The sequence below is a fragment of the Roseovarius sp. ZX-A-9 genome (assembly GCF_028369135.1).
Lineage (GTDB): Bacteria > Pseudomonadota > Alphaproteobacteria > Rhodobacterales > Rhodobacteraceae > Roseovarius.
On record NZ_JAPWHW010000007.1, the window covers coordinates 79,372 to 98,124 of the forward strand.

Consider the following 18,753-nt stretch of genomic DNA (forward strand, 5'->3'; position numbering starts at 1 on the left):
CAAGCAGCGCAATCGTCACGAAAAAAAACGCGGAAAAGACACAAAATGTACGAGGTTTTTCGTTTGATTCCGCGATATTTCGCCGATTTCGACAAATCTTGTGGATTACCGGAACCGATCCACAACAGGAAGTAGGGCGCGCACGCCACCGCGGCACGCTGCAAAATACTCACGATCAATGTCCGAGGTCCTGCTCGACCCTGGCTTTCAGCGCTGTCTGGCCTCTTGCGGGCCACTTGCCGAATACCAACGTCATAACCTCATTCGCAGATGAAGTCACGCAACTTTGCGAAGGTATTCGCATTGTGGGATGTGTCAAAAATTCAGGCGCCGGATTGACCCATGTCAACCGGCGCCAGATGATCTCGCACCTTCGGGGCGCGCTTGCCTTTGCCAACAACAAGTGAGCCGAAACAGGGCAAACTGCGGCGGGCCGAGGCCTAATGTATCGTCAAGTCAGATCAGGACGCTTTCTTGCGCCGCGACAGGAAGCCAAGACCGCCAAGACCGGCCAGCAGCAACGGAAGGCTTGCGGGCAGCGGCACGGGGGTCGCAGTGCCGAAGTTCGCCTGAAACGCCAAGTCTTCATTGTAGCCGAAACGAGAAAACCAAGTGCTGGAATTCGTAATTGCGCGACCATCATTGGAATACAGGAATTCTCCGCCCAGATAATGATCCGTCGGACCGTTGAAGTCGGTTGCGCGAACGGTTGTATTGTCCAGTGTGCCAAGGCTACCGGCACCATTCCCCAAGAATGTATTCAGGACAAATACATAGCCGGCACCGGATGTCACATTCAGATTCGGCGCGACAGTGAATGCCTCAAGCCCCGTTCCGGTGTGGGTGAGGATTGTCGTGAAAAGCTGGTTGTTGGCATCAGGTGCCCAGCCTGTACCGGGAAGACTGGCATTACGAACCCCATAGATATCAAGGCTGAAAGTACCGCCCACATTCCCGGGGAGGTTCGTCAATCTGACGGACAAATCCGACCAAAAGTCTCCATCAGCAATAACAGTCTGCGCATACTGCGTTGAACCGCCGTTAGATCCAAAACTGCTCTGATCGAAATTGCCCGCAAGATCGAATAGATCCACACTACCAGCGGATGCTCCGCTTACAGTTCCCGCGAGCACGATAACTGCGGCGGCGATCCGGTTCAATGGCCCTCGTTTTACTCGTAGGTGCATCAAAGTTTCCAATTCTATATATTGCCCGTGTAATTCTTGGCATTTCGCCAGTCCTGATGACCTGACGTATCAACACCAACGGGTCAATAAAAAAGCCGAAAAGCTTGTTAACTGGAGAAGATCCGTCAACAGTAGCGAGAGCTGGAAACGTTTGCCCCCAAATGGGCGACAATCACCAGTTGTCTCGGAACCATTTGACCGCCCGTTTCAGCGAGCGTGCCGGATAACGGTCGACCGGCAGTTCGAAGTCCCACCATTCGTCCTGCGGATTGGCCGCAAAGAGGCACATGCCCACTGAGCTGGCAAAGCCCGCGCCGGTCGCGGCCTGCGGCAACCCGTGCACGCGCAAGGGCCGTCCCAGGCGCACCTGTTGGCCCAGAATGCGGCTGGCGAGCCCGTCAAGGCCGGGGATTTGGCTACCGCCGCCGGTCAGCACGATCTGCTGGCTGGGCAGGCAGTCGAACCCGGCAGCATCGAGGCGCGCGCGCACTTCCTCCAGTATCTCCTCGACCCGGGGGCGCATGATGCCGATCAGTTCGGCGCGGCTGACGGTGCGTCGGTCATGATCCCAGTCGCCGGTATCGCCGCCGATCTCGATCATTTCGCGGTCATCCATGCCGGTGGCGACGACGCCGCCATAAAAGGTCTTGATCCGCTCGGCGACGGAGGTGGGCACCTGAAGCCCCATCGAGATGTCGCCGGTGACGTGATCGCCGCCCATGCGCACGGAGTCCGCATAGATCATGTGTTTCTTGATGAAGATCGAAATGCCGGACGTGCCGCCCCCCAGATCGATGCAGGCCGCGCCCAGTTCCTGTTCGTCCTCCACCAGCGACGAGATGCCGCTGACATAGGCCGAGGACGCTACCCCGGCGAGTTCCAGATCGCAGCGTTTGACGCAGTAGGCAAGGTTCTGGATCGCGATGCTGTCCACGGTCAGCATGTGCATGTCTGTGGCCAGCGTCTGGCCCATCTGGCCGCGCGGGTCGATCAGGCCCGAGCGATGGTCGAGCGCGAAATTCACCGGCTGGGCGTGCAGCACTTCGCGGCCGCTGCCGATATCGGGCAGGTCACAGGCGCTGAGCACGCGGCTCACGTCCTGTTCGGTCACGATATGCCCTTCAAGCTCCACCTGCCCGGCCAGCCCGTAGCTGCGCGGCTGAGCGCCGGAGAAACAGGCGATCACGTGATCGACGCGAATGTTGGCCATCTTCTGTGCGGCCTGCACGGCGGTGCGAATGGCGCGCTCGGTTTCCTGCATCGCTTCGATCTCGCCAAAGCGGACCCCGCGCGAGCGGGTGGTGGCGGCGCCAATCACGCGGAACCCCGCCTGCCCGGCCATTGCGCCGACGCCGTCGGTCTCGGTCACACCATCGGTGCCGTCAAAGCGCAGCACGAGGCAGGCAATCTTGGAGGTGCCCACATCCAGCACCGCCACGACACCGCGTTGCATGGCAGCCCGGCGCATGTTGCGCATTGCGCGTTGGGATTCGTATAGTTCAATCATTGCTCTTCTGTCCCCACACCCATGTTTCGCACGTGCCACCAACCTTCAACGGCACGTTCCCTCATTCTCAGCGTCGGCCGCGCGGCAAGGCGCATGTCCACCGCCGCGATATCGCGCTCCAGCATTTCCTGGCTTTCGTTCAACACGATCACGCGCTCCAACGCGCGGACCGGGTTTTGTTCGGGCAGCAGGATGCGCTGCTCGCGGTCCAGCACCACGTCCCAGCGCCGTTCGCCCATCCGCACGAGACCGCGCAGGCGAAGTTGCAGCGGCCCGGCCGCGCGCTTGATCTCGAGCGCCTCGGCCACATGTGCGGCCGCGCCCTCGCCGGTCAGCACCAGCAGATCGGGCCGGGCTGCGCGTGACGGGGCAGTGTCGATGACAACCCCACCGACATCGATGACCTTCAGCCCCTCGCGGGTGCGCAGAAGTGCGGCGGGCTGGCGCTCTTGCACCTGCACCTCAAGCACACCGCCCTGACGCAGGCGCACGGCGGCGGCGGAAACCGCGGGCAGCGCCTCGACGGCGCGGCGTACATCGTCAAGCTCCATGTCAAAGGAACTGGCGGGCAAACGATACGGGAAGCTGTCGTGGATCGCCTCGGCCACACCGGGGCTGGCGCCTTCGACCGAAAGTAGCCTGACCGTGAACTCCGGACGCGATTCAATCTGGTTGCGCAGGTCGGAGATGGTCAGCCAGATGCTTTCCTGCACATCAGCCTGCGACAGGTAGCTGGCCGCGGCCAGAAAACAGACGCTGAAGGGTATGCCCACACGCAAAAGCCGCCGGTAAAGCGGTGTCAGCATGATGCGGTGCACCCGGTAGGACCATCGCGATGGAGCTGGATCGGCGCGCCTGTTCATCTCTGACATGAAGCGTCCTCCACCATCCAGCGACAGAGCGCACCAAAAGACATGCCAGCCGCCTGCGCCTGTTCGGGGCTGAGCGATGTCGGGGTCATGCCGGGCTGGGTGTTCGTCTCAAGCAGGATCAGGCCCGCCGCACCGCGCGCCTCGTCCCAGCGGAAATCGGTCCGGCTGACGCCCCGGCATCCCAGCGCCCGGTGCGCGCGCAGGGCGTACTCCATGCACAGTTCGAAAATTTCGGTCGGGATATTAGCGGGCACTTCGTGGCGCGAGCCGCCCACCTCGTATTTTGCGGAATAGTCGTACCAGCCATCGGTGATGATGTCGGTGACGGTCAGCGCGCGATCACCGACAACCGTGGTGGTCAGTTCGCGGCCCGGCGCATAGCTCTCGACCATCACCTCGTCCGGCATGTCATCGCCCAGTTGCGGCGGACTGTTGGCGGCCTCGTGGACGATATAGACGCCGACAGAAGAGCCTTCGTTGTTGGGCTTGACCACATAGGGCGGGTCCATCACGTGGCGGCGGCGGACCTCGTCACGCGGGGCCAGCAGGCTGTCGGCCACGGGCAGGCCGGCGGCGCGGTAGGCGGCTTTGGTCGCCTGTTTGTCCATCGCAAGGGCCGAGGCCAGAACGCCGGAATGAGTATAGGGGATCTGCATCCATTCCAGCAGGCCCTGAACGCAACCGTCCTCACCCCAACGGCCATGCAGCGCGTTGAAGACGACGTCGGGTTTCAGATCGGCCAGCCGAACGGCCAAATCGCGGTCAGCCAGCAGCTCGACCACGTCATAACCTTCGTCCCGCAGTGCGGCGGCGCATTCGCGCCCAGTCGACAGCGAAACGTCATGCTCTGATGACGGGCCGCCCAATAAAACCGCAACTTTCGGGGGTGTTCTGCTCGAACGAACCACCTTGGTGCCTCAATGTCCCGGGCCGTTATCGACCCTGTTTTTTCTGCTCAGGGCGTGTCGCCCTCTGGTGGGGCCGGTTCACCGACCCTCATGATTTCCCACTCTAGCTGGATTGCGCTGTTTTGAAAAACCTTTTTTCGCACATCCTCGCCCAAGCCTTCCAGATCGGCGGCGGTGGCGCCTCCGGTGTTGATGAGGAAGTTCGGATGTTTCTCGCTCATCTGCGCGCCGCCGCGCCGCGCGCCGCGCAGACCGGCGTCATCGATCACCTTCCATGCCTTGAGATCATGGGTGTCGTCGGCCTGCCCCGTGCTGCTGAAACCCGCCGGATTTCGGAACGTGCTGCCTGCGGTGCGGTCCTTGGTCGGCTGGGTTTCGTCGCGTTTTGCCAGCTGCTCGGTCATCCGCGCTTCAAGCGCCGCCGGGTCGCCCATCGGCCCGCGCAGCACCGCCTGGGTGATCACCCACCCTTCCGGCAGGTCGGTCTGGCGGTAGCGGAAATCGAGGTCATCAGCGGTGAGCGTCACCACCTCGCCCGCCCGCGTCACCGCGCGCGCCGACACGAAGGCATCTGCCGTGTAGGTGCCGTAGCAGCCCGCGTTCATCCGCACCGCGCCACCGATGGCGCCCGGTATGGTGCGCAGGAATGTCAGGTCGATGCCTGCCTGCGCCGCGCGTTTGGCCACATGCGCATCAAGTGCGGCTGCCCCGGCGGTCACATGATCGCCGTCGGTTTCGATAGTGTTGAACCCCCGCCCCAGCCGGATCACCACCGCGCGCAAGCCCCCGTCGCGCACGATGAGGTTGCTGCCCACCCCCATCGGAAAGACCGGGATCGCGGGATCGAGCGCGCGCAGGAAGGCGGCCAGATCGTCCTCGTCCGCGGGCTGGAACAGCCAGTCCGCAGGGCCGCCGACGCGCAACCATGTGAGGTCTGCAAGCGGGCGATCGGGTGTGAGTTTGCCGCGTGGGGTGGGAAGCTGAGTCATGGGCATGAGGTACGGTTTCGCGTGCAGCTCGGCAAGGTGCAACTCTCTGGTTTGGGAAATCGGTTGTCATCGTTGGCCGCTGCGGGCCCCGACAGCATTGCGCATGGCAGGCGCGACAACACTGGCACCAGATCTGCGGAGGTTTGCACCCTGCCCGCTCAGCCCTGCCTGCGCACCCAGCGCCAGAGATAGACCATCGGCCAGCGCAGCATTGACATGGCGGCGATAAGGCAGATGAGGCCAGCCAGCGGGCCGACCTGCCATGTGACATAGCCGAGGATCGGGATGGCAAGCGCTATCAGGCCATAGGCCAGCCGCCAGTGTTTGTCCCGGCTGGGGCGCATTGCCAGCACATTGGCCACCAGCGCCCAGATGCAGGCGAGGATCAAAGACAGCGGCATCGGCTCATCCTTCCTTCAGTCGGTCGGGGAGCGCATTGGCCCAGGCACTGATCGTACCGGCCCCGAGGCAGACGACCAGATCGCCCGGCCCCGCCTGTTCGCGCACCAGGCGCAGCAGATCGTCCTCGTCGCGCAGCGCGCGGGCGTGGCGGTGGCCGTGGCGGATCAGCCCTGCCACCAGATCATCGCGGCTGGCGCCTTCGATCGGGTCCTCGCCCGCAGCGTAGACCGGTGCGATGGCGACCACGTCGGCCTCATTGAAGCAGGCGCAGAAATCCTCGAAATGGTGGCTCAGCCGGGTGTAGCGGTGCGGCTGGTGCACGGCGATGATGCGGCCGCCATCGTCCGGCCCGATGGCGTGGCGCGCGGCCTTGAGCACGGCGGCGATCTCGGTCGGGTGGTGGCCGTAATCGTCGATAATGGTGACGCCGTTCACCTCGCCGACGCGGGTAAAGCGCCGGTTGACCCCGCCGAACGCGGCCAGTGCTGCGCGGATCTCGTCGCCCGGCATACCCAGAAAGCTGGCGACGGCGATGGCGCTGAGGGCGTTGCTGACATTGTGATCGCCGGGCATCGGCAGCATGCAATTCTCGATCGCCGTGCCTTCCGCCTGAAACTGCACGTCGAAATAGGCCTGCCCGCCCTTGTAGTGCAGGTTGACCGCGCGCACATCGGCCTGCTTGTTGAAGCCGTAGGTGACGACGCGGCGATCAGTGATGCGGCCCACCAGCGTCTGCACATCCGGGTCATCGGTGCAGCAGACCGCGAGGCCGTAGAACGGGATGTTGGACACGAAATCGAGAAAGCCCTGATGCAGCGCCTCTTCGGTGCCCCAGTGTTCCATGTGTTCGGGGTCGATATTGGTCACGATGGCGATGGTTGCGGGCAGCCGGTTAAACGTGCCGTCGCTCTCGTCGGCCTCGACCACCATCCATTCGCCCTGCCCCACCCGCGCGTTGGAGCCGTAGGCATGGATGATGCCACCATTGATCACGGTGGGATCGAACTTGCCGTGATCCAACAGGGCCGCGACCATCGTGGTCGTGGTCGTCTTGCCGTGAGTACCCGCCACGGCGACGTTGGATTTCAGGCGCATCAGCTCGGCCAGCATCTCGGCCCGGCGCACGATGGGCAGGCCACGGGCGCGCGCGGCATCAAGCTCGGCATTGCCCGGCTTGATCGCCGACGAGATGACGACAACCTCGGCGTCGGTGATGTTCTCGGCCCTTTGGCCTTCGAATATGAGCGCGCCCTTCTCGGCCAGACGATCTGTCAGCGGTGTGCGCTTGAGGTCGCTGCCCTGAACAACGTAACCGTGGTTCAGCAGGACCTCGGCGATGCCGGACATGCCGATGCCGCCAATGCCGACGAAATGGATGGGGCCGACATCGCCGGGCAGTTTCGTGGCTGTTGCGTTCATGTCAGGTCTTGCCTTTGTCTGCGAGGGTCTCAACCAGGTCGGCCAAGCGGGTCGATGCGTCCGGCATGGCGCAGCTCATGGCCGCCCGGGACATCTGCGCCGCCCCCTCGGGGTGGCTGAGGACGTTTTCAATCTGGGCGCTCAGCGCGTCCGGGGTCAGCGCTGTCTCGGGGATCAGGATGGCGCCACCGGCCTCTGTCAGGTGGCGGGCATTGGCGGTCTGGTGGTCGCCCACGGCGATTGCCAGCGGGATCACGATCGCGGGCCGACCGATCACGCTGATATCGGCGATCGAGGACGCGCCAGCGCGGCTGATCACCAACTGCGCCTCGCTCATCCGGCGCGGGACATCGCGAAAGAACGGCTCGACATCCGCATCGATGCCATTTTCGGCATAATAGGTGGCGACGCGGACCTGATCCTCGCCGCGTGCCTGATGACTGACGCGGATGTTGCGCAGCATCTCCATCGGCAGGGCGGCAATCGCGGGCGGCACCAGATCGCTGAGGATGCGCGCGCCCTGACTGCCGCCGATGACGAGGATCGACATCGGGTAGTCGCCGGGCGGGATATAGCCCGCGCCCGCGCGATCAAGGATTGCGGCGCGCACCGGGTTTCCGACATGCTCGGCCTCGACACCCTCGGGCAATTCCGTGGGCCAGGTGCCGCAGGCGACCAGATCCACCCGCTTGGCAAAGGCCCGGTTGACCCGCCCCAGAACGCCGTTCTGCTCGTGCAGCATACGCGGACGGCGCAGCAGCAACGCGGCACTGAGCGCCGGGATCGTGGGATAGCCGCCGAAACCGATCACCACGTCGGGCTTGTCGCGCAGCATGCGAAACACAGCCCCGACGACGCCGAACGCAATCCGGAATGGGGCCGCCAGCTTGGCCAGCACCCCGCCACGGGAAAATGTCGCGCTGCTGATCTGTTCGATCTCGACCGTATGCGGAAAGCCGCCGGTGTAGCGCGCGCCGCGCGCGTCGGTGCTCAGCTTGACCCGCCAGCCGCGGCGCAGCATGACCTCGGCCAAAGACTGCGCGGGGAACATGTGCCCCCCCGTTCCGCCTGCTGCCATCAACAGAAGTGGTTTCCGCTCACTCATCGCTACCCTCAACAGATGGGTATCACCCCACCATGCGCCCTGTCATCTTATCCTGCCCCGCAGGAGATCACCGATCTCACCCTGCGGACGGGTGCGGGTAAAGGCGAAAAGCATGCCGAGCGCAAGGCCACCCGCAATGAGCGAAGATCCGCCGTAGCTGACAAAGGGCAATGTCATGCCCTTGGCGGGCAGCAAACGCACGGCGACGCCCATGTTGATCATCGCCTGCACGCCGAAGGCAGCAACCAATCCGGTGCCCGCCAGACGGATGAACGGATCACGTTCGCGCATCAGCCGCATGAGCGAGCGCACCACCACCAGCGTGTAGAGCGAGATGATGACCAGCACGAGGATCAGCCCGTATTCCTCGGCGGCCACGGCGATGATGAAATCGGTATGCGCATCGGGCAGTGACCACTTCACCTCACCCTCGCCGACACCGACGCCGAAAAACCCGCCCTCGCGGATTGCGTTGGTGGCAAAACCCAGTTGCGTCGTGGGATCGACATCAGGGCTGAGGAACCCGTCGATCCGGCGCGCGAAATGCTCTGAATTGGCATAGGCAAACTGGCCTACAACGATGACCCCGCCTGCCATCGCCAGCAACAGCATGATCGGCGCACCCGCCACGAAATACATGACACCCCAGGAAAACAGCACCAGCGACGCCTGCCCGAAATCCGGCTGCAGCGCCAGCAGCCCGACGATCATCAGCGCCATCAGGAACGACCAGCTTAGGCCGGGCGGGCCGTTGATCTCGCGGCTGGCGGCAATCATCCAGGCCGCGGCAACCACGAAGCCGGGTTTGAGGAATTCCGAAGGTTGGAAAGAGGCAAAGCCGAGGCTGTACCAGCGCACGGCGCCCTTGCCGAAATCAGTGCCCAGCACCGGCAGCAGCGCCAGTGCCACAAGGGCGATCAGAAAGCCGATCACTGCCAGACGCCGCACCAGCATCGGGCTCAGCATCGAGGTAAACAGCATCGCCAGCATCGCCACGCCGCCAAAGAACGCCTGCCGCTGCACATAGTGAAATGGCGCGAAGCCGTTTTTTTCCGCCAGTGGCGGCGAAGCGGCAAAGCCCAGAAGCAGGCCGATCCCGAACAGGATGAGCACACAGGAGATCGACCATTTGTCGATCGTCCGCCACCATTTCGGCAAAACCGGCTCGACATCGCGAACAGGCACCGCCCCATAGACCATTTCCGTCATGACAACCGCCGCTTACTGCCTCAATACACGCCCCTTTTCGGAGTCTGTGTATCAACGTAGCAGGAAGCGGCGATTGAGGGAAGCGCGCTCTGACGCGCGCCCCGGTGTGATCAGCCCTGATGGGTGCCGCGGATGGGGTATTCATTGCCCCGGATGAACTCCAGCCCGCCGGCCAACCCTTCCAGATCGGGCCGCGAGAACGGTGCGTTGGAGACATCGACGATGTGCAGCTTGCCCTCGGCATTGATCACGAAAACGCCCGGCTCGGGAAACGGGCGGTCGGTTTCCTGCGGGCTGCGCGGATCCGAGATGTAGAGGCCAAGGTCACGCATCTGCGCGATGCTCAGATCATACCCCACAGGGACCGTCAGGCCCAGTTCCTCTGCCATCGCCTGCGCCTTGGCCTCGGGATCGCCAGAGGCCGCGACGACATCGATACCATTGTCGTGGAAACGCGGCAGCAGTTTTTCGAGCCCTGTCAGGTACTTCTTGCAGATCGGACAGTGCAGGCCGCGATAGATCACCACCATCTGCCAATCGCGTCCGCCCTGCGGCGTGCCAAGCGTCAGTTCGCCACCTCCCAACTGCGGAATGGTCTGTTTCGGAAAAGCCATGCCGGCGTCCAGCGTTTTCATATCCTGCTCCTTGCGCGTTCTGTTGAGCATGGAACCTAATCCCGCGCGGGCTGACAACAAACCCGCTCACGACAACTTGACCGCACGCCCGCATTGCGGCAGTGGCGTCGCATGCAACTCGATACCCTGATCCTTGGCGCCGGTGCGGCCGGCATGATGTGCGCGGCCCATGCCGGCGGGCGCACGCTGGTGATCGATCACGCCCGCGCGCCCGGAGAGAAAATTCGCATTTCCGGTGGCGGGCGGTGCAATTTCACCAATCTTTACAGCGGGCCGGAAAATTTCCTGTCGCAGAACCCGCATTTCTGCAAATCCGCGCTCAGCCGCTATAGTCAATGGGATTTCATCGCGCTGGTCGAGGCCCATGGCATCGCCTGGCATGAAAAGACTCTGGGGCAGCTGTTCTGCGACGACTCGGCGAAACAGATCGTCGCCATGCTGCGCGCCGAGATGGAGCGCGCCGGGGCCGCGCTCTGGCTGCAAACCAGCGTCGTGGAGATCGGCCATGACGGCAGCCGTTTCACCGCAACGCTGGAGCGTGACGGCACGCGGCACGAGATCCATGCGCGCAACCTCGTGCTGGCCACGGGGGGCAAATCCATCCCCAAGATGGGGGCAACCGGGCTGGCCTATGACATCGCCCGCCAATTCGGCCTTGCCCTGACAGAGACGCGGGCCGCGCTGGTGCCTTTCACCTTTACCGATGGCCGGTTCTCTGCCCTGTCGGGCCTGTCGCTGCCGGTGCGCGCCACGGCTGGTACCGGGCAATTCGACGAGGCGCTGCTGTTCACCCATCGCGGCCTGTCGGGGCCCGCGATGTTGCAGATCTCTTCCTATTGGCGCGAGGGCGCGCCGATTGCGCTCGATCTCGATCCCGGCGGGGCGCTCTATGATGCCTTGCGGACCCAGCGTGCGCAGTCGGGCCGCCATCTGCTGAGCACCGAACTGGCCCGCCACATGCCCGCGCGTCTGGTCGCGGCCCTGCCTGAGCTGACCGGGTTGGACCTGGCGGGCAACCTTGCCGATCAGAGCGACGCGGCGCTGGGGGCACTTTGCGATATGCTGCGCGACTGGCGCCTGACGCCCTCGGGCACCGAAGGTTACCGCACCGCCGAGGTCACGCTGGGCGGCATCGACACCGACGCGCTGCAGGCCCGCACGCTGGAAGCACGCGACGTGCCCGGCCTCTACGCCATTGGCGAGGCGCTGGACGTAACCGGCTGGTTGGGCGGGTACAATTTCCAGTGGGCCTGGGCCTCCGGCGCCGCTGCCGGGCGCGCGATCACCCAAACAGCCCGAACCGACTGATAACCCCGCACATTCTGGCCCGAAATATCTGCGCCATTGGCACGAAAAACAGCGGCCCGCAGGGCCGCCCCCGGCGACGCGCTCTGCGCGGCGCAATCCCTTGCAGCCGACGCGCCTCGCGCGGAGCGACCGGCCTCAGGCGTAGGTCGGGTGAAACAGCCCGCCGGGCGACAGCGTGAAGATTTCCGCACCTGTCGCGGTCACGCCCACCGAATGTTCGAACTGCGCGCTCAGCGACTTGTCACGCGTCACCGCCGTCCAGTCATCGCCCAGCACCTTGGTTTCGGGGCGGCCCAGGTTGACCATCGGCTCGATGGTAAAGAACATGCCCTCTTCCAGCACCGCACCGGATCCGGCGCGCCCGTAATGCAGCACGTTGGGCGGCGCGTGAAACACCCGGCCCAGGCCGTGACCGCAGAAATCACGCACCACCGACATGCGGTGCGCTTCGACATAGGCCTGAATGGCGTGGCCGATATCGCCAAAGGTTTTGCCGGGCTCGACCGCCTCGATCCCCTTCATCAGCGCGTCATGGGTGACCTGTATCAGGCGCTCGGCCTTGCGGCTCAGCTTGCCGGCCACATACATCCGGCTGGTATCGCCGAACCAGCCATCCACGATCACGGTCACGTCGATATTGAGGATATCCCCGTCTTTCAGCAGCTTGTCGCCGGGAATGCCGTGGCAAACCACGTGATTGACGCTGATGCAACTGGCGTGACGGTAGCCCTTGTAACCGATGGTGGCCGATGTCGCGCCCGCCGCGTTCACCATCTCTTCGATCGCCGCGTCGATTGCCCCGGTGGTCTGGCCCGGCACCACCAACGGGATCACATCATCCAGGATTTGAGCAGCCAGGGCGCCCGCTGCGTGCATTCCGGCAAAATCCGCGTCCTCGTGGATGCGTATTCCGTCACGTGTCACTCGTCCGCGATGTTGATCGTACACTTTGCGCCTCTTGCCTTGTCCGTTTTGCCCTTTTTAGGCCAGTGCTGCACGACATTCCAGTGCCGCCGCGCATTGAAAACCGCGGCGTGACGACGCTCCGTGCCGGGCTTGGTGTTTTCGCATCAAATGAAGTCCAGAGATCCCGCGAGCGTGATCCGTTCGGGGCTGATCCGGCACCCGAGGCACAGAACCTCGACCCCGGCGGCGCGTGCCGCGTCAAAGGCCGCCGCATAGGCCGGGTCGATATCCGCCGCCAAAGTGACCGTGCTGCAATCGGTGCGCTGCACCAGAAACAGTATCACGGCCCGCTGGCCGCGCGCTGCGATCAGCGCCAGTTCCTCCAGATGTTTGCGCCCGCGCGCCGTCACGCTGTCGGGGAACTCCGCCAGCCCCGGCCTGCGCGAAAGAGTGACCGATTTGACCTCGACATAGGCATCCGGCAACCCCGGCTGGCGCAACAGGAAATCAATCCGGCTCCCCTGCCCGTATTTCTGTTCGGGCAGAACAGTTTCATAGGCCGCCAGTTGCGGCACCGCGCACGCGTTCAGCGCCTCTTTCAGCGCCCGGTTTGGCACGCTGGTGTCGACACCGGTGAAATGTCCGCCGCCATGCTCTACCAGACGCCAGCCATATTTCAGCTTTTTCTTCGGGTCGTCATTCGGCTCGACCCAGATGCGGGTGCCCGGCTCTGCCAGCCCCATCATCGAGCCGGGATTGGCGCAATGCGCCGTGACCTCGCGCCCGTCTTCCAGCCGGATGTCAGCCAGAAAGCGTTTGTAGCGGCGCAGCAGCACCGCAGGTTGAAGTGGGGTTTGAAACCGCATGGGCGCGGGCCTATACGAGAGAGACACACCAATCAAGGAGGCCGAGCGATGTCCAACCCCACCGCCGCAATGCTGGTCATCGGCGACGAAATCCTGTCGGGCCGCACGCGCGATGCCAACATGCATTTCCTGGCCGGGAAATTGACCGAGGCGGGCATCGACCTGCGCGAGATGCGCGTCGTCGGCGATGTGCCGGACGCGATCCAGAGCGCCGTGCGCGCGCTGAGCGAGGCCTATACTTACGTCTTCACCTCGGGCGGGATCGGGCCGACCCATGACGATATCACCGCCGATAACATCGCCGCCGCCTTTGGCGTGGCGATCGACGTGCGCGAAGACGCGCGTGCGATCCTTCAGGCGCATTACGACCGTAGTGGATTGGAAATGAACGCGGCCCGGCTGCGCATGGCGCGCATCCCCGAGGGGGCCGCACTGATCGAGAACCCGATCAGCGCCGCGCCGGGGTTCATCCTGCACAACGTTTATGTGATGGCCGGCGTGCCGTCGATCTTCGAGGCCATGGTGGCGTCCGTTCTGCCGACGCTCACCGGTGGTACGCCGCTGACTTCGCGCAGCCTGACGATCCATCGCGGCGAGGGCGATGTGGCCGCCCCGCTGACCGAGCTTGCGGCGCGTTATCCGGCACTCAGCTTCGGGTCCTACCCGTTCCAGCGGGACGGCGCCTATGGCACCAATATCGTGATCCGGGGGCAGGACGCCGCCATGGTCGAAGCCGCGCTGGCCGATCTTGCCGCGCTGGCCGAATGAGAGGACGCAAATGATGCGCCAGCCGGACACGGACCACCTCTTTGACGTGATAGAACACACCTGGCCCGCCTTTGCCCAAAGCACGCTGGGCCCCTGGACCATTCGCGACGGGCGCGGCGGCGGCAAGCGGGTGAGTGCGGCCACCGCGCGGGCGCCCGCAAGCGCCGAAGATCTGCCCGCCGCCGAAGACGCGATGCGCAGCTTCGGCGAAGTGCCGCGGTTCATGGTCCGCCCAGAGCAGGACGCTCTGGATAAGATGCTCGCACAGGCCAACTACACCGTCGTCGATCCGGTGAATATCTATGCCTGCCCGGTGGAAAGCCTCACCGGCACCAAGCCGCCGCGCACCGCGTCCTTTGACATATGGGAACCAATGGCGATCCAGCTCGACATCTGGCAGGCGGGGGGCATCGGGCCCGCGCGTATCGACGTGATGCGCCGCGCCAAGGGGCCGAAGACCGCTCTTTTCGGGCGCGACGACAACCGCCCTGCGGCCACCGGCTTTGCCGCGATCCATGACGGCACGGCGATGGTGCACGCGCTCGAAGTGCTGCCACGCCACCGCAAACGGGGCGTCGGCCGCCACCTGATGACCCATGCCGCCCATTGGGCCGCCGGGCACGGTGCCACCGAGCTGTCCGTTGTCTGCACGGCGGCCAACACCGGCGCCAATACGCTCTACACTTCCCTCGGCATGTCGCTTGTGGGACATTACCATTACCGCCAGCATCCGACAGGAGCCTCTGCCCCATGACCACCCAGCCCAAGAGCCCGACTGCCCTCGATCTACCGATGGTCGATCCGCTGCCCGAGGCCACGCAGAAATATTTCGATATCTGCGACGAAAAGCTCGGGATGATCCCCAACGTGCTCAAGGCGCATGCCTTCGATATCGACAAGCTCAACGCCTTTACCGGGCTCTACAATGAGCTGATGCTGGCCGATAGCGGGTTGAGCAAGCTGGAGCGCGAGATGATCGCCGTTGTCGTCAGCTCGATCAACCGCTGCTGGTATTGCCAGGTCGCGCATGGTGCCGCGGTACGGCAGCTGTCCGGCGATCCGGCACTGGGCGAGGCAATGGTGATGAACTGGCGGGCGGCGCCGCTCGATGAACGCCAGACCGCAATGCTGACCTTCGCCGAGAAGGTCACGACCCAAAGCGCGCATGTGGTCGAGGCAGATCGCGCGGCATTGCGGGCGGCAGGCTTCAGCGATCGTGACATCTGGGACATCGCCAATGTGACGGGCTTTTTCAACATGTCGAACCGCGTGGCAAGTGCAACGGGAATGGAGCCGAATCCGGAATATCATGGCAGTGCACGTTAGGCGCTGGCTGCCGGCCGCGCTGGCATGCCTCTGCAGTGTCCTGTCCCTGTCCCCGGCCCACGCGCTGAAGCTGGAACTGCCCGGCAATGGCACGCTGTCGCGCGAGGTGGTACACGATCCTGACACCTACCAGCTGCCCATCGGCCCCTGGGCCGACGGATCGATGCCGGTGCTCGAAGTGTCGGGCCGTGTCGTGCAACAGGCGTGGCGGATTGATGTGGATGGCATCACGACGTTGCAGGTTCTGCGGCCACTCGCCGCGCAGTTGGAGGCGGCGGGATATGACGTGTTGCTGCGCTGCGCCGGTCAGGCCTGCGGCGGGTTCGATTTCCGGTTCGGCACCAAGGTGCTGCCCGCGCCGGACATGTTCGTTGATCTTTTCGACTACCGGTTCATGTCCGCGCGCGCGGCGGGGCCGCAGGGGCCGGAATATGTGTCGCTGCTTGTCAGTCGCTCGTCCAGCACCGCCTATGTCCAGATCACCCATGTTGGCAGCGATGCCAGTTCCCCGCCCACAGTATCACCGAATCCCAACGCCCGTCCGGTCGCACGGCCCGGCGCCGGCGAAGCCTCGGCAACACCGGCCAGCCCGGATGCGGGCACCGGGAACGAAACCACCATCCCGCCGATTGCCAGCGCGTTGGTCAGCCAGGGCCATGTGATCCTGCATGACCTGGAGTTCGAGACCGGCTCCTCCGCCCTCGGCACCGGCCCTTTCGCCACGGTCGAAGCGCTCGCGGCCTTTCTCAAATCCGATCCCACGCGGCGCATCGTGCTGGTTGGTCATACCGATGCGGTTGGCAATCTGGAGACCAACATCGCGCTGTCGCAGCGCCGTGCGACCTCCGTGCTTGAACGCCTGGTCACGGCCTATGGCGTGCCGCGCGCACAGCTCGATGCGCAGGGGATGGGCTATCTCTCGCCGGTTGCGCCGAACCTTACGCCCGAAGGCCGCGAAGCCAACCGCCGGGTCGAAGCCGTGTTGCTGAACAGCGAATGAGCGCCGAAGTCACACTTCGCGCGCCGCGCCCCGACGAGTTGCCAGAAATCTCGGCCCTGATGCTGCGCTCCAAGGCGCATTGGGGCTATGACGCAGCCTTCATGCAGGCCTGCGTGTCGGAACTGACGATGACCCCCGCCGATCTGGCGGCCGATGATTGCTTTCTGGCCTGCGATGGCGTGCGCATTCTTGGTGTCGCGCAGCTCAGTTGCGACGGAGCTGCGGCCGCGCTTGAGACGCTTTATATCGATACACCGGCCTTGGGGCGCGGCATCGGGCGGCTCCTGTTTGACTGGGCTGTCCGCACGGCGACGGCGCGCGGGGCGCGGATGCTGAGCATCGTGGCCGATCCCAATGCGGCGCCGTTCTATCGCCATATGGGTGCGGTCCCGGCGGGCAGCAAACCGTCCGGGTCGATCCCCGGCCGCGAACTGCCCCTCCTCACGCTGGCGCTGCCTGCGCCTGAAATCCCGCAGGAAAACTAGCATTTGCCCAAGCGTCGGGGCGTGTCAGTCCAGCTCGTAGCGGTTCTTGTAATCGGTTTTCAGCGCCTCGGGCTGGTCGGGTTTGCGCAGCACGCAATTTCCGATCACCAGCATGTCCATCTCGGTGCCCATGAAGCAGTGAAACGCGTCCTCGGGCGTACAGACGATCGGCTCGCCGCGCACGTTGAACGAGGTGTTCACCACCATCGGGCAACCGGTGCGCACGGCAAAGGCCGAAATCACATCGTGATAGGCCGGGTTCGTATCCTTGTGCACCGTCTGGAGCCGCGCGGAATAATCCACATGGGTAATCGCAGGCACTTCCGAGCGTTTGACGTTCAGCTTGTCGATGCCAAAGAGCGCCTGCTGCGCCTCGGTCATCGCGACGCGCTTTTCCTCGACCACATCGGCGACCAGCAGCATATAGGGGCTGTCACCCTCATGCTGGAACCAGTCCGAAACATTTTCCGCCAGAACGGACGGGGCGAAGGGGCGGAAGCTCTCGCGATACTTGACCTTGAGGTTGAGCAGTTTCTGCGTCTTGTCCGAGCGCGGATCGCCGAGGATCGACCGCCCGCCCAGCGCGCGCGGGCCGAACTCCATCCGGCCCTGGAACCAGCCAACCGCGCCTTCCTCTGCCAGGCAATCGGCAGCGGCGGCGATCATGCCGTCATAATCGGCCACCTCGTAGACCGCGCCGCAAGATTTCAGCGCCGTCTCGATCTGGGTCTGGTCAAAGGCGGGGCCGAGATACGAGCCTTTCATGGCATCGCGTTTTTGCACTGTCCGCGGCTGGCCCAGTTCGTGATGCCACATTGCCTGCGCCGCGCCCAGCGCGCCGCCCGCATCGCCCGACGCCGGCTGAATCCAGATGTTTTCAAACGCACCGTCGCGATGCACCTTGCCGTTGGCCACACAGTTCAGCGCAACACCACCTGCAAGGCAGAGATTGGGTATGCCGTATTCCGCCGCGAGCGCGCGTGTCAGGCGCATTACGACCTCTTCGGTCACGCTCTGGATCGAGGCGGCGATATCCATGTGGAACTGGGTCAGGTCCTCGCTCTCGGGCTGGCGCACGGGCTCGCCGAAAAGGGCGGCGAACCGGTGGTTGGTCATCGTCAGGCCGGTGGCGTAGTTGAAATACTGCTGGTCGAGGCGAAAAGAGCCGTCTTCCTTCAGGTCGATCACCTTGTCGAGGATCAGGTCGTGGTATTTCGGCGTGCCGTAGGGGGCCAGCCCCATCACCTTGTATTCGCCGCTGTTGACCTTGAACCCGGTGTAATAGGTGAACGCCGAATAGAGCAGACCGAGGGAATGCGGGAAATGCATTTCCTTCTCGATTGTCAGCGTGTTGCCGCGCCCGATGGCGACCGAGGATGTGGCCCATTCGCCGACCCCGTCCAGCGTCAGCACGACCGCCTCCTCGAAGGGCGACGGGTAGAAGGCCGATGCGGCATGGCTGTAGTGATGTTCGCTGAATTGCAACTGATCGGGGCGGAACCCCTTGTGCTGCTTGCGAAATTCCTTGAGCAGAAAATCCTTCAGGAACAGCTTTTCACGCAGCCAAACGGGCATCGCGAGGCGAAAGGACGAAAACCCGCGCGGGGCGCGGGCCATGTATGTCTCCAGCAGCCGTTCGAATTTCAGCAGCGGCTTGTCGTAAAAGACGACGTGATCCACCTGATCGAATGTCGCGCCCGCCTCTTCCAAAACATAGGCAATCGCGTGCTCGGGAAAGCGCGGATCGTGCTTGCGCCGGGTAAAGCGTTCTTCCTGTGCTGCGGCGACGATCTCTCCGTCGCGCAAAAGGGCTGCGGCACTGTCGTGGTAAAGCGCCGAAATGCCAAGGATCAGCGCCATA

General features: G+C 64.0%; 19 protein-coding genes. 6 read left to right on the plus strand and 13 right to left on the minus strand.

The genetic code is table 11. From position 1 onward, the window contains the following. Positions 1–461: 461 nt before the first annotated feature. From O3306_RS08680 to O3306_RS08725, 10 genes are all read right to left on the minus strand, one after another. Entirely contained in the window at positions 462–1,160 is a 699-nt protein-coding gene (locus tag O3306_RS08680; RefSeq protein WP_272005788.1) for a VPLPA-CTERM sorting domain-containing protein, read from the minus strand. Positions 1,161–1,359: 199 nt separating this feature from the next. Continuing rightward, positions 1,360–2,694 carry a cell division protein FtsA gene (ftsA, locus tag O3306_RS08685; RefSeq protein ID WP_272005791.1) on the minus strand — a complete coding sequence of 445 codons (1,335 nt, stop codon included), beginning with the start codon at positions 2,692–2,694 and terminating at the stop codon, positions 1,360–1,362. Then, a complete protein-coding gene (locus O3306_RS08690) occupies positions 2,691–3,566 on the minus strand; it encodes a cell division protein FtsQ/DivIB (protein ID WP_272005794.1) in 876 nt (291 codons plus the stop codon). The genes ftsA and O3306_RS08690 overlap by 4 nt, the downstream gene beginning before the upstream one ends. Beyond that, complete coding sequence (locus tag O3306_RS08695; RefSeq protein WP_272005796.1) at positions 3,554–4,474, minus strand: D-alanine--D-alanine ligase; 921 nt, start codon at positions 4,472–4,474, stop codon at positions 3,554–3,556. Before O3306_RS08695 ends, O3306_RS08690 begins: the two co-directional genes overlap by 13 nt. A gap of 47 nt (positions 4,475–4,521) precedes the next feature. Continuing rightward, a complete protein-coding gene (gene murB / locus O3306_RS08700; protein WP_272005799.1) occupies positions 4,522–5,463 on the minus strand; it encodes a UDP-N-acetylmuramate dehydrogenase in 942 nt (313 codons plus the stop codon). 158 nt (positions 5,464–5,621) lie between these two features. Then, positions 5,622–5,864: a DUF2484 family protein gene (locus tag O3306_RS08705; protein ID WP_272005802.1), complete on the minus strand. Its 243-nt coding sequence runs from the start codon at positions 5,862–5,864 to the stop codon at positions 5,622–5,624. Between the two features lie 4 nt (positions 5,865–5,868). After that, on the minus strand, positions 5,869–7,284 hold the full coding sequence (murC, locus tag O3306_RS08710) for a UDP-N-acetylmuramate--L-alanine ligase (RefSeq protein WP_272005804.1): 1,416 nt from the start codon (positions 7,282–7,284) through the stop codon (positions 5,869–5,871). 1 nt (position 7,285) lies between these two features. Continuing rightward, positions 7,286–8,389 carry a UDP-N-acetylglucosamine--N-acetylmuramyl-(pentapeptide) pyrophosphoryl-undecaprenol N-acetylglucosamine transferase gene (locus O3306_RS08715; protein WP_272005806.1) on the minus strand — a complete coding sequence of 368 codons (1,104 nt, stop codon included), beginning with the start codon at positions 8,387–8,389 and terminating at the stop codon, positions 7,286–7,288. A gap of 42 nt (positions 8,390–8,431) precedes the next feature. Further along, positions 8,432–9,598: a peptidoglycan glycosyltransferase FtsW gene (locus tag O3306_RS08720; RefSeq protein ID WP_272005809.1), complete on the minus strand. Its 1,167-nt coding sequence runs from the start codon at positions 9,596–9,598 to the stop codon at positions 8,432–8,434. Positions 9,599–9,708: 110 nt separating this feature from the next. Beyond that, entirely contained in the window at positions 9,709–10,233 is a 525-nt protein-coding gene (locus O3306_RS08725; RefSeq protein ID WP_272005812.1) for a peroxiredoxin-like family protein, read from the minus strand. Between the two features lie 111 nt (positions 10,234–10,344). Between O3306_RS08725 and O3306_RS08730 the strand changes: the two genes are divergently transcribed. Next, a complete protein-coding gene (locus O3306_RS08730; RefSeq protein ID WP_272005815.1) occupies positions 10,345–11,541 on the plus strand; it encodes an NAD(P)/FAD-dependent oxidoreductase in 1,197 nt (398 codons plus the stop codon). Positions 11,542–11,676: 135 nt separating this feature from the next. Here O3306_RS08730 and map read toward each other — a convergent pair whose 3' ends face one another. Together map and sfsA are read right to left on the minus strand one after the other, a co-directional pair. Beyond that, positions 11,677–12,489, minus strand: coding sequence for a type I methionyl aminopeptidase (gene map / locus O3306_RS08735; protein ID WP_272005818.1), 813 nt, complete (start codon positions 12,487–12,489; stop codon positions 11,677–11,679). A 122-nt stretch (positions 12,490–12,611) separates the two neighbouring features. Further along, positions 12,612–13,313, minus strand: a complete 702-nt coding sequence (sfsA, locus tag O3306_RS08740; protein WP_272005821.1) for a DNA/RNA nuclease SfsA — start codon at positions 13,311–13,313, stop codon at positions 12,612–12,614. A gap of 48 nt (positions 13,314–13,361) precedes the next feature. On the opposite strand from sfsA, the gene O3306_RS08745 reads away from it, so the two are divergent. The 5 genes from O3306_RS08745 to O3306_RS08765 are packed head-to-tail and all read left to right on the plus strand — an operon-like array spanning position 13,362 to position 16,892. Then, positions 13,362–14,081, plus strand: a complete 720-nt coding sequence (locus tag O3306_RS08745; RefSeq protein WP_272005824.1) for a competence/damage-inducible protein A — start codon at positions 13,362–13,364, stop codon at positions 14,079–14,081. A gap of 13 nt (positions 14,082–14,094) precedes the next feature. Then, the gene (locus O3306_RS08750; protein ID WP_272005826.1) at positions 14,095–14,835 is read left to right on the plus strand and encodes a GNAT family N-acetyltransferase; all 741 of its coding nucleotides are present in this window, start codon (positions 14,095–14,097) and stop codon (positions 14,833–14,835) included. After that, positions 14,832–15,407, plus strand: coding sequence for a peroxidase-related enzyme (locus O3306_RS08755; protein ID WP_272005829.1), 576 nt, complete (start codon positions 14,832–14,834; stop codon positions 15,405–15,407). The genes O3306_RS08750 and O3306_RS08755 overlap by 4 nt, the downstream gene beginning before the upstream one ends. After that, entirely contained in the window at positions 15,391–16,407 is a 1,017-nt protein-coding gene (locus tag O3306_RS08760; RefSeq protein WP_272005832.1) for an OmpA family protein, read from the plus strand. The genes O3306_RS08755 and O3306_RS08760 overlap by 17 nt, the downstream gene beginning before the upstream one ends. Next, a complete protein-coding gene (locus O3306_RS08765; protein WP_272005835.1) occupies positions 16,404–16,892 on the plus strand; it encodes a GNAT family N-acetyltransferase in 489 nt (162 codons plus the stop codon). Before O3306_RS08760 ends, O3306_RS08765 begins: the two co-directional genes overlap by 4 nt. A 24-nt stretch (positions 16,893–16,916) precedes the next feature. Here O3306_RS08765 and O3306_RS08770 read toward each other — a convergent pair whose 3' ends face one another. Beyond that, positions 16,917–18,752 (minus strand): carbamoyltransferase family protein, encoded by a 1,836-nt coding sequence (locus tag O3306_RS08770; RefSeq protein WP_272005838.1) that lies wholly within the window; start codon positions 18,750–18,752, stop codon positions 16,917–16,919. Position 18,753: the final 1 nt, after the last annotated feature.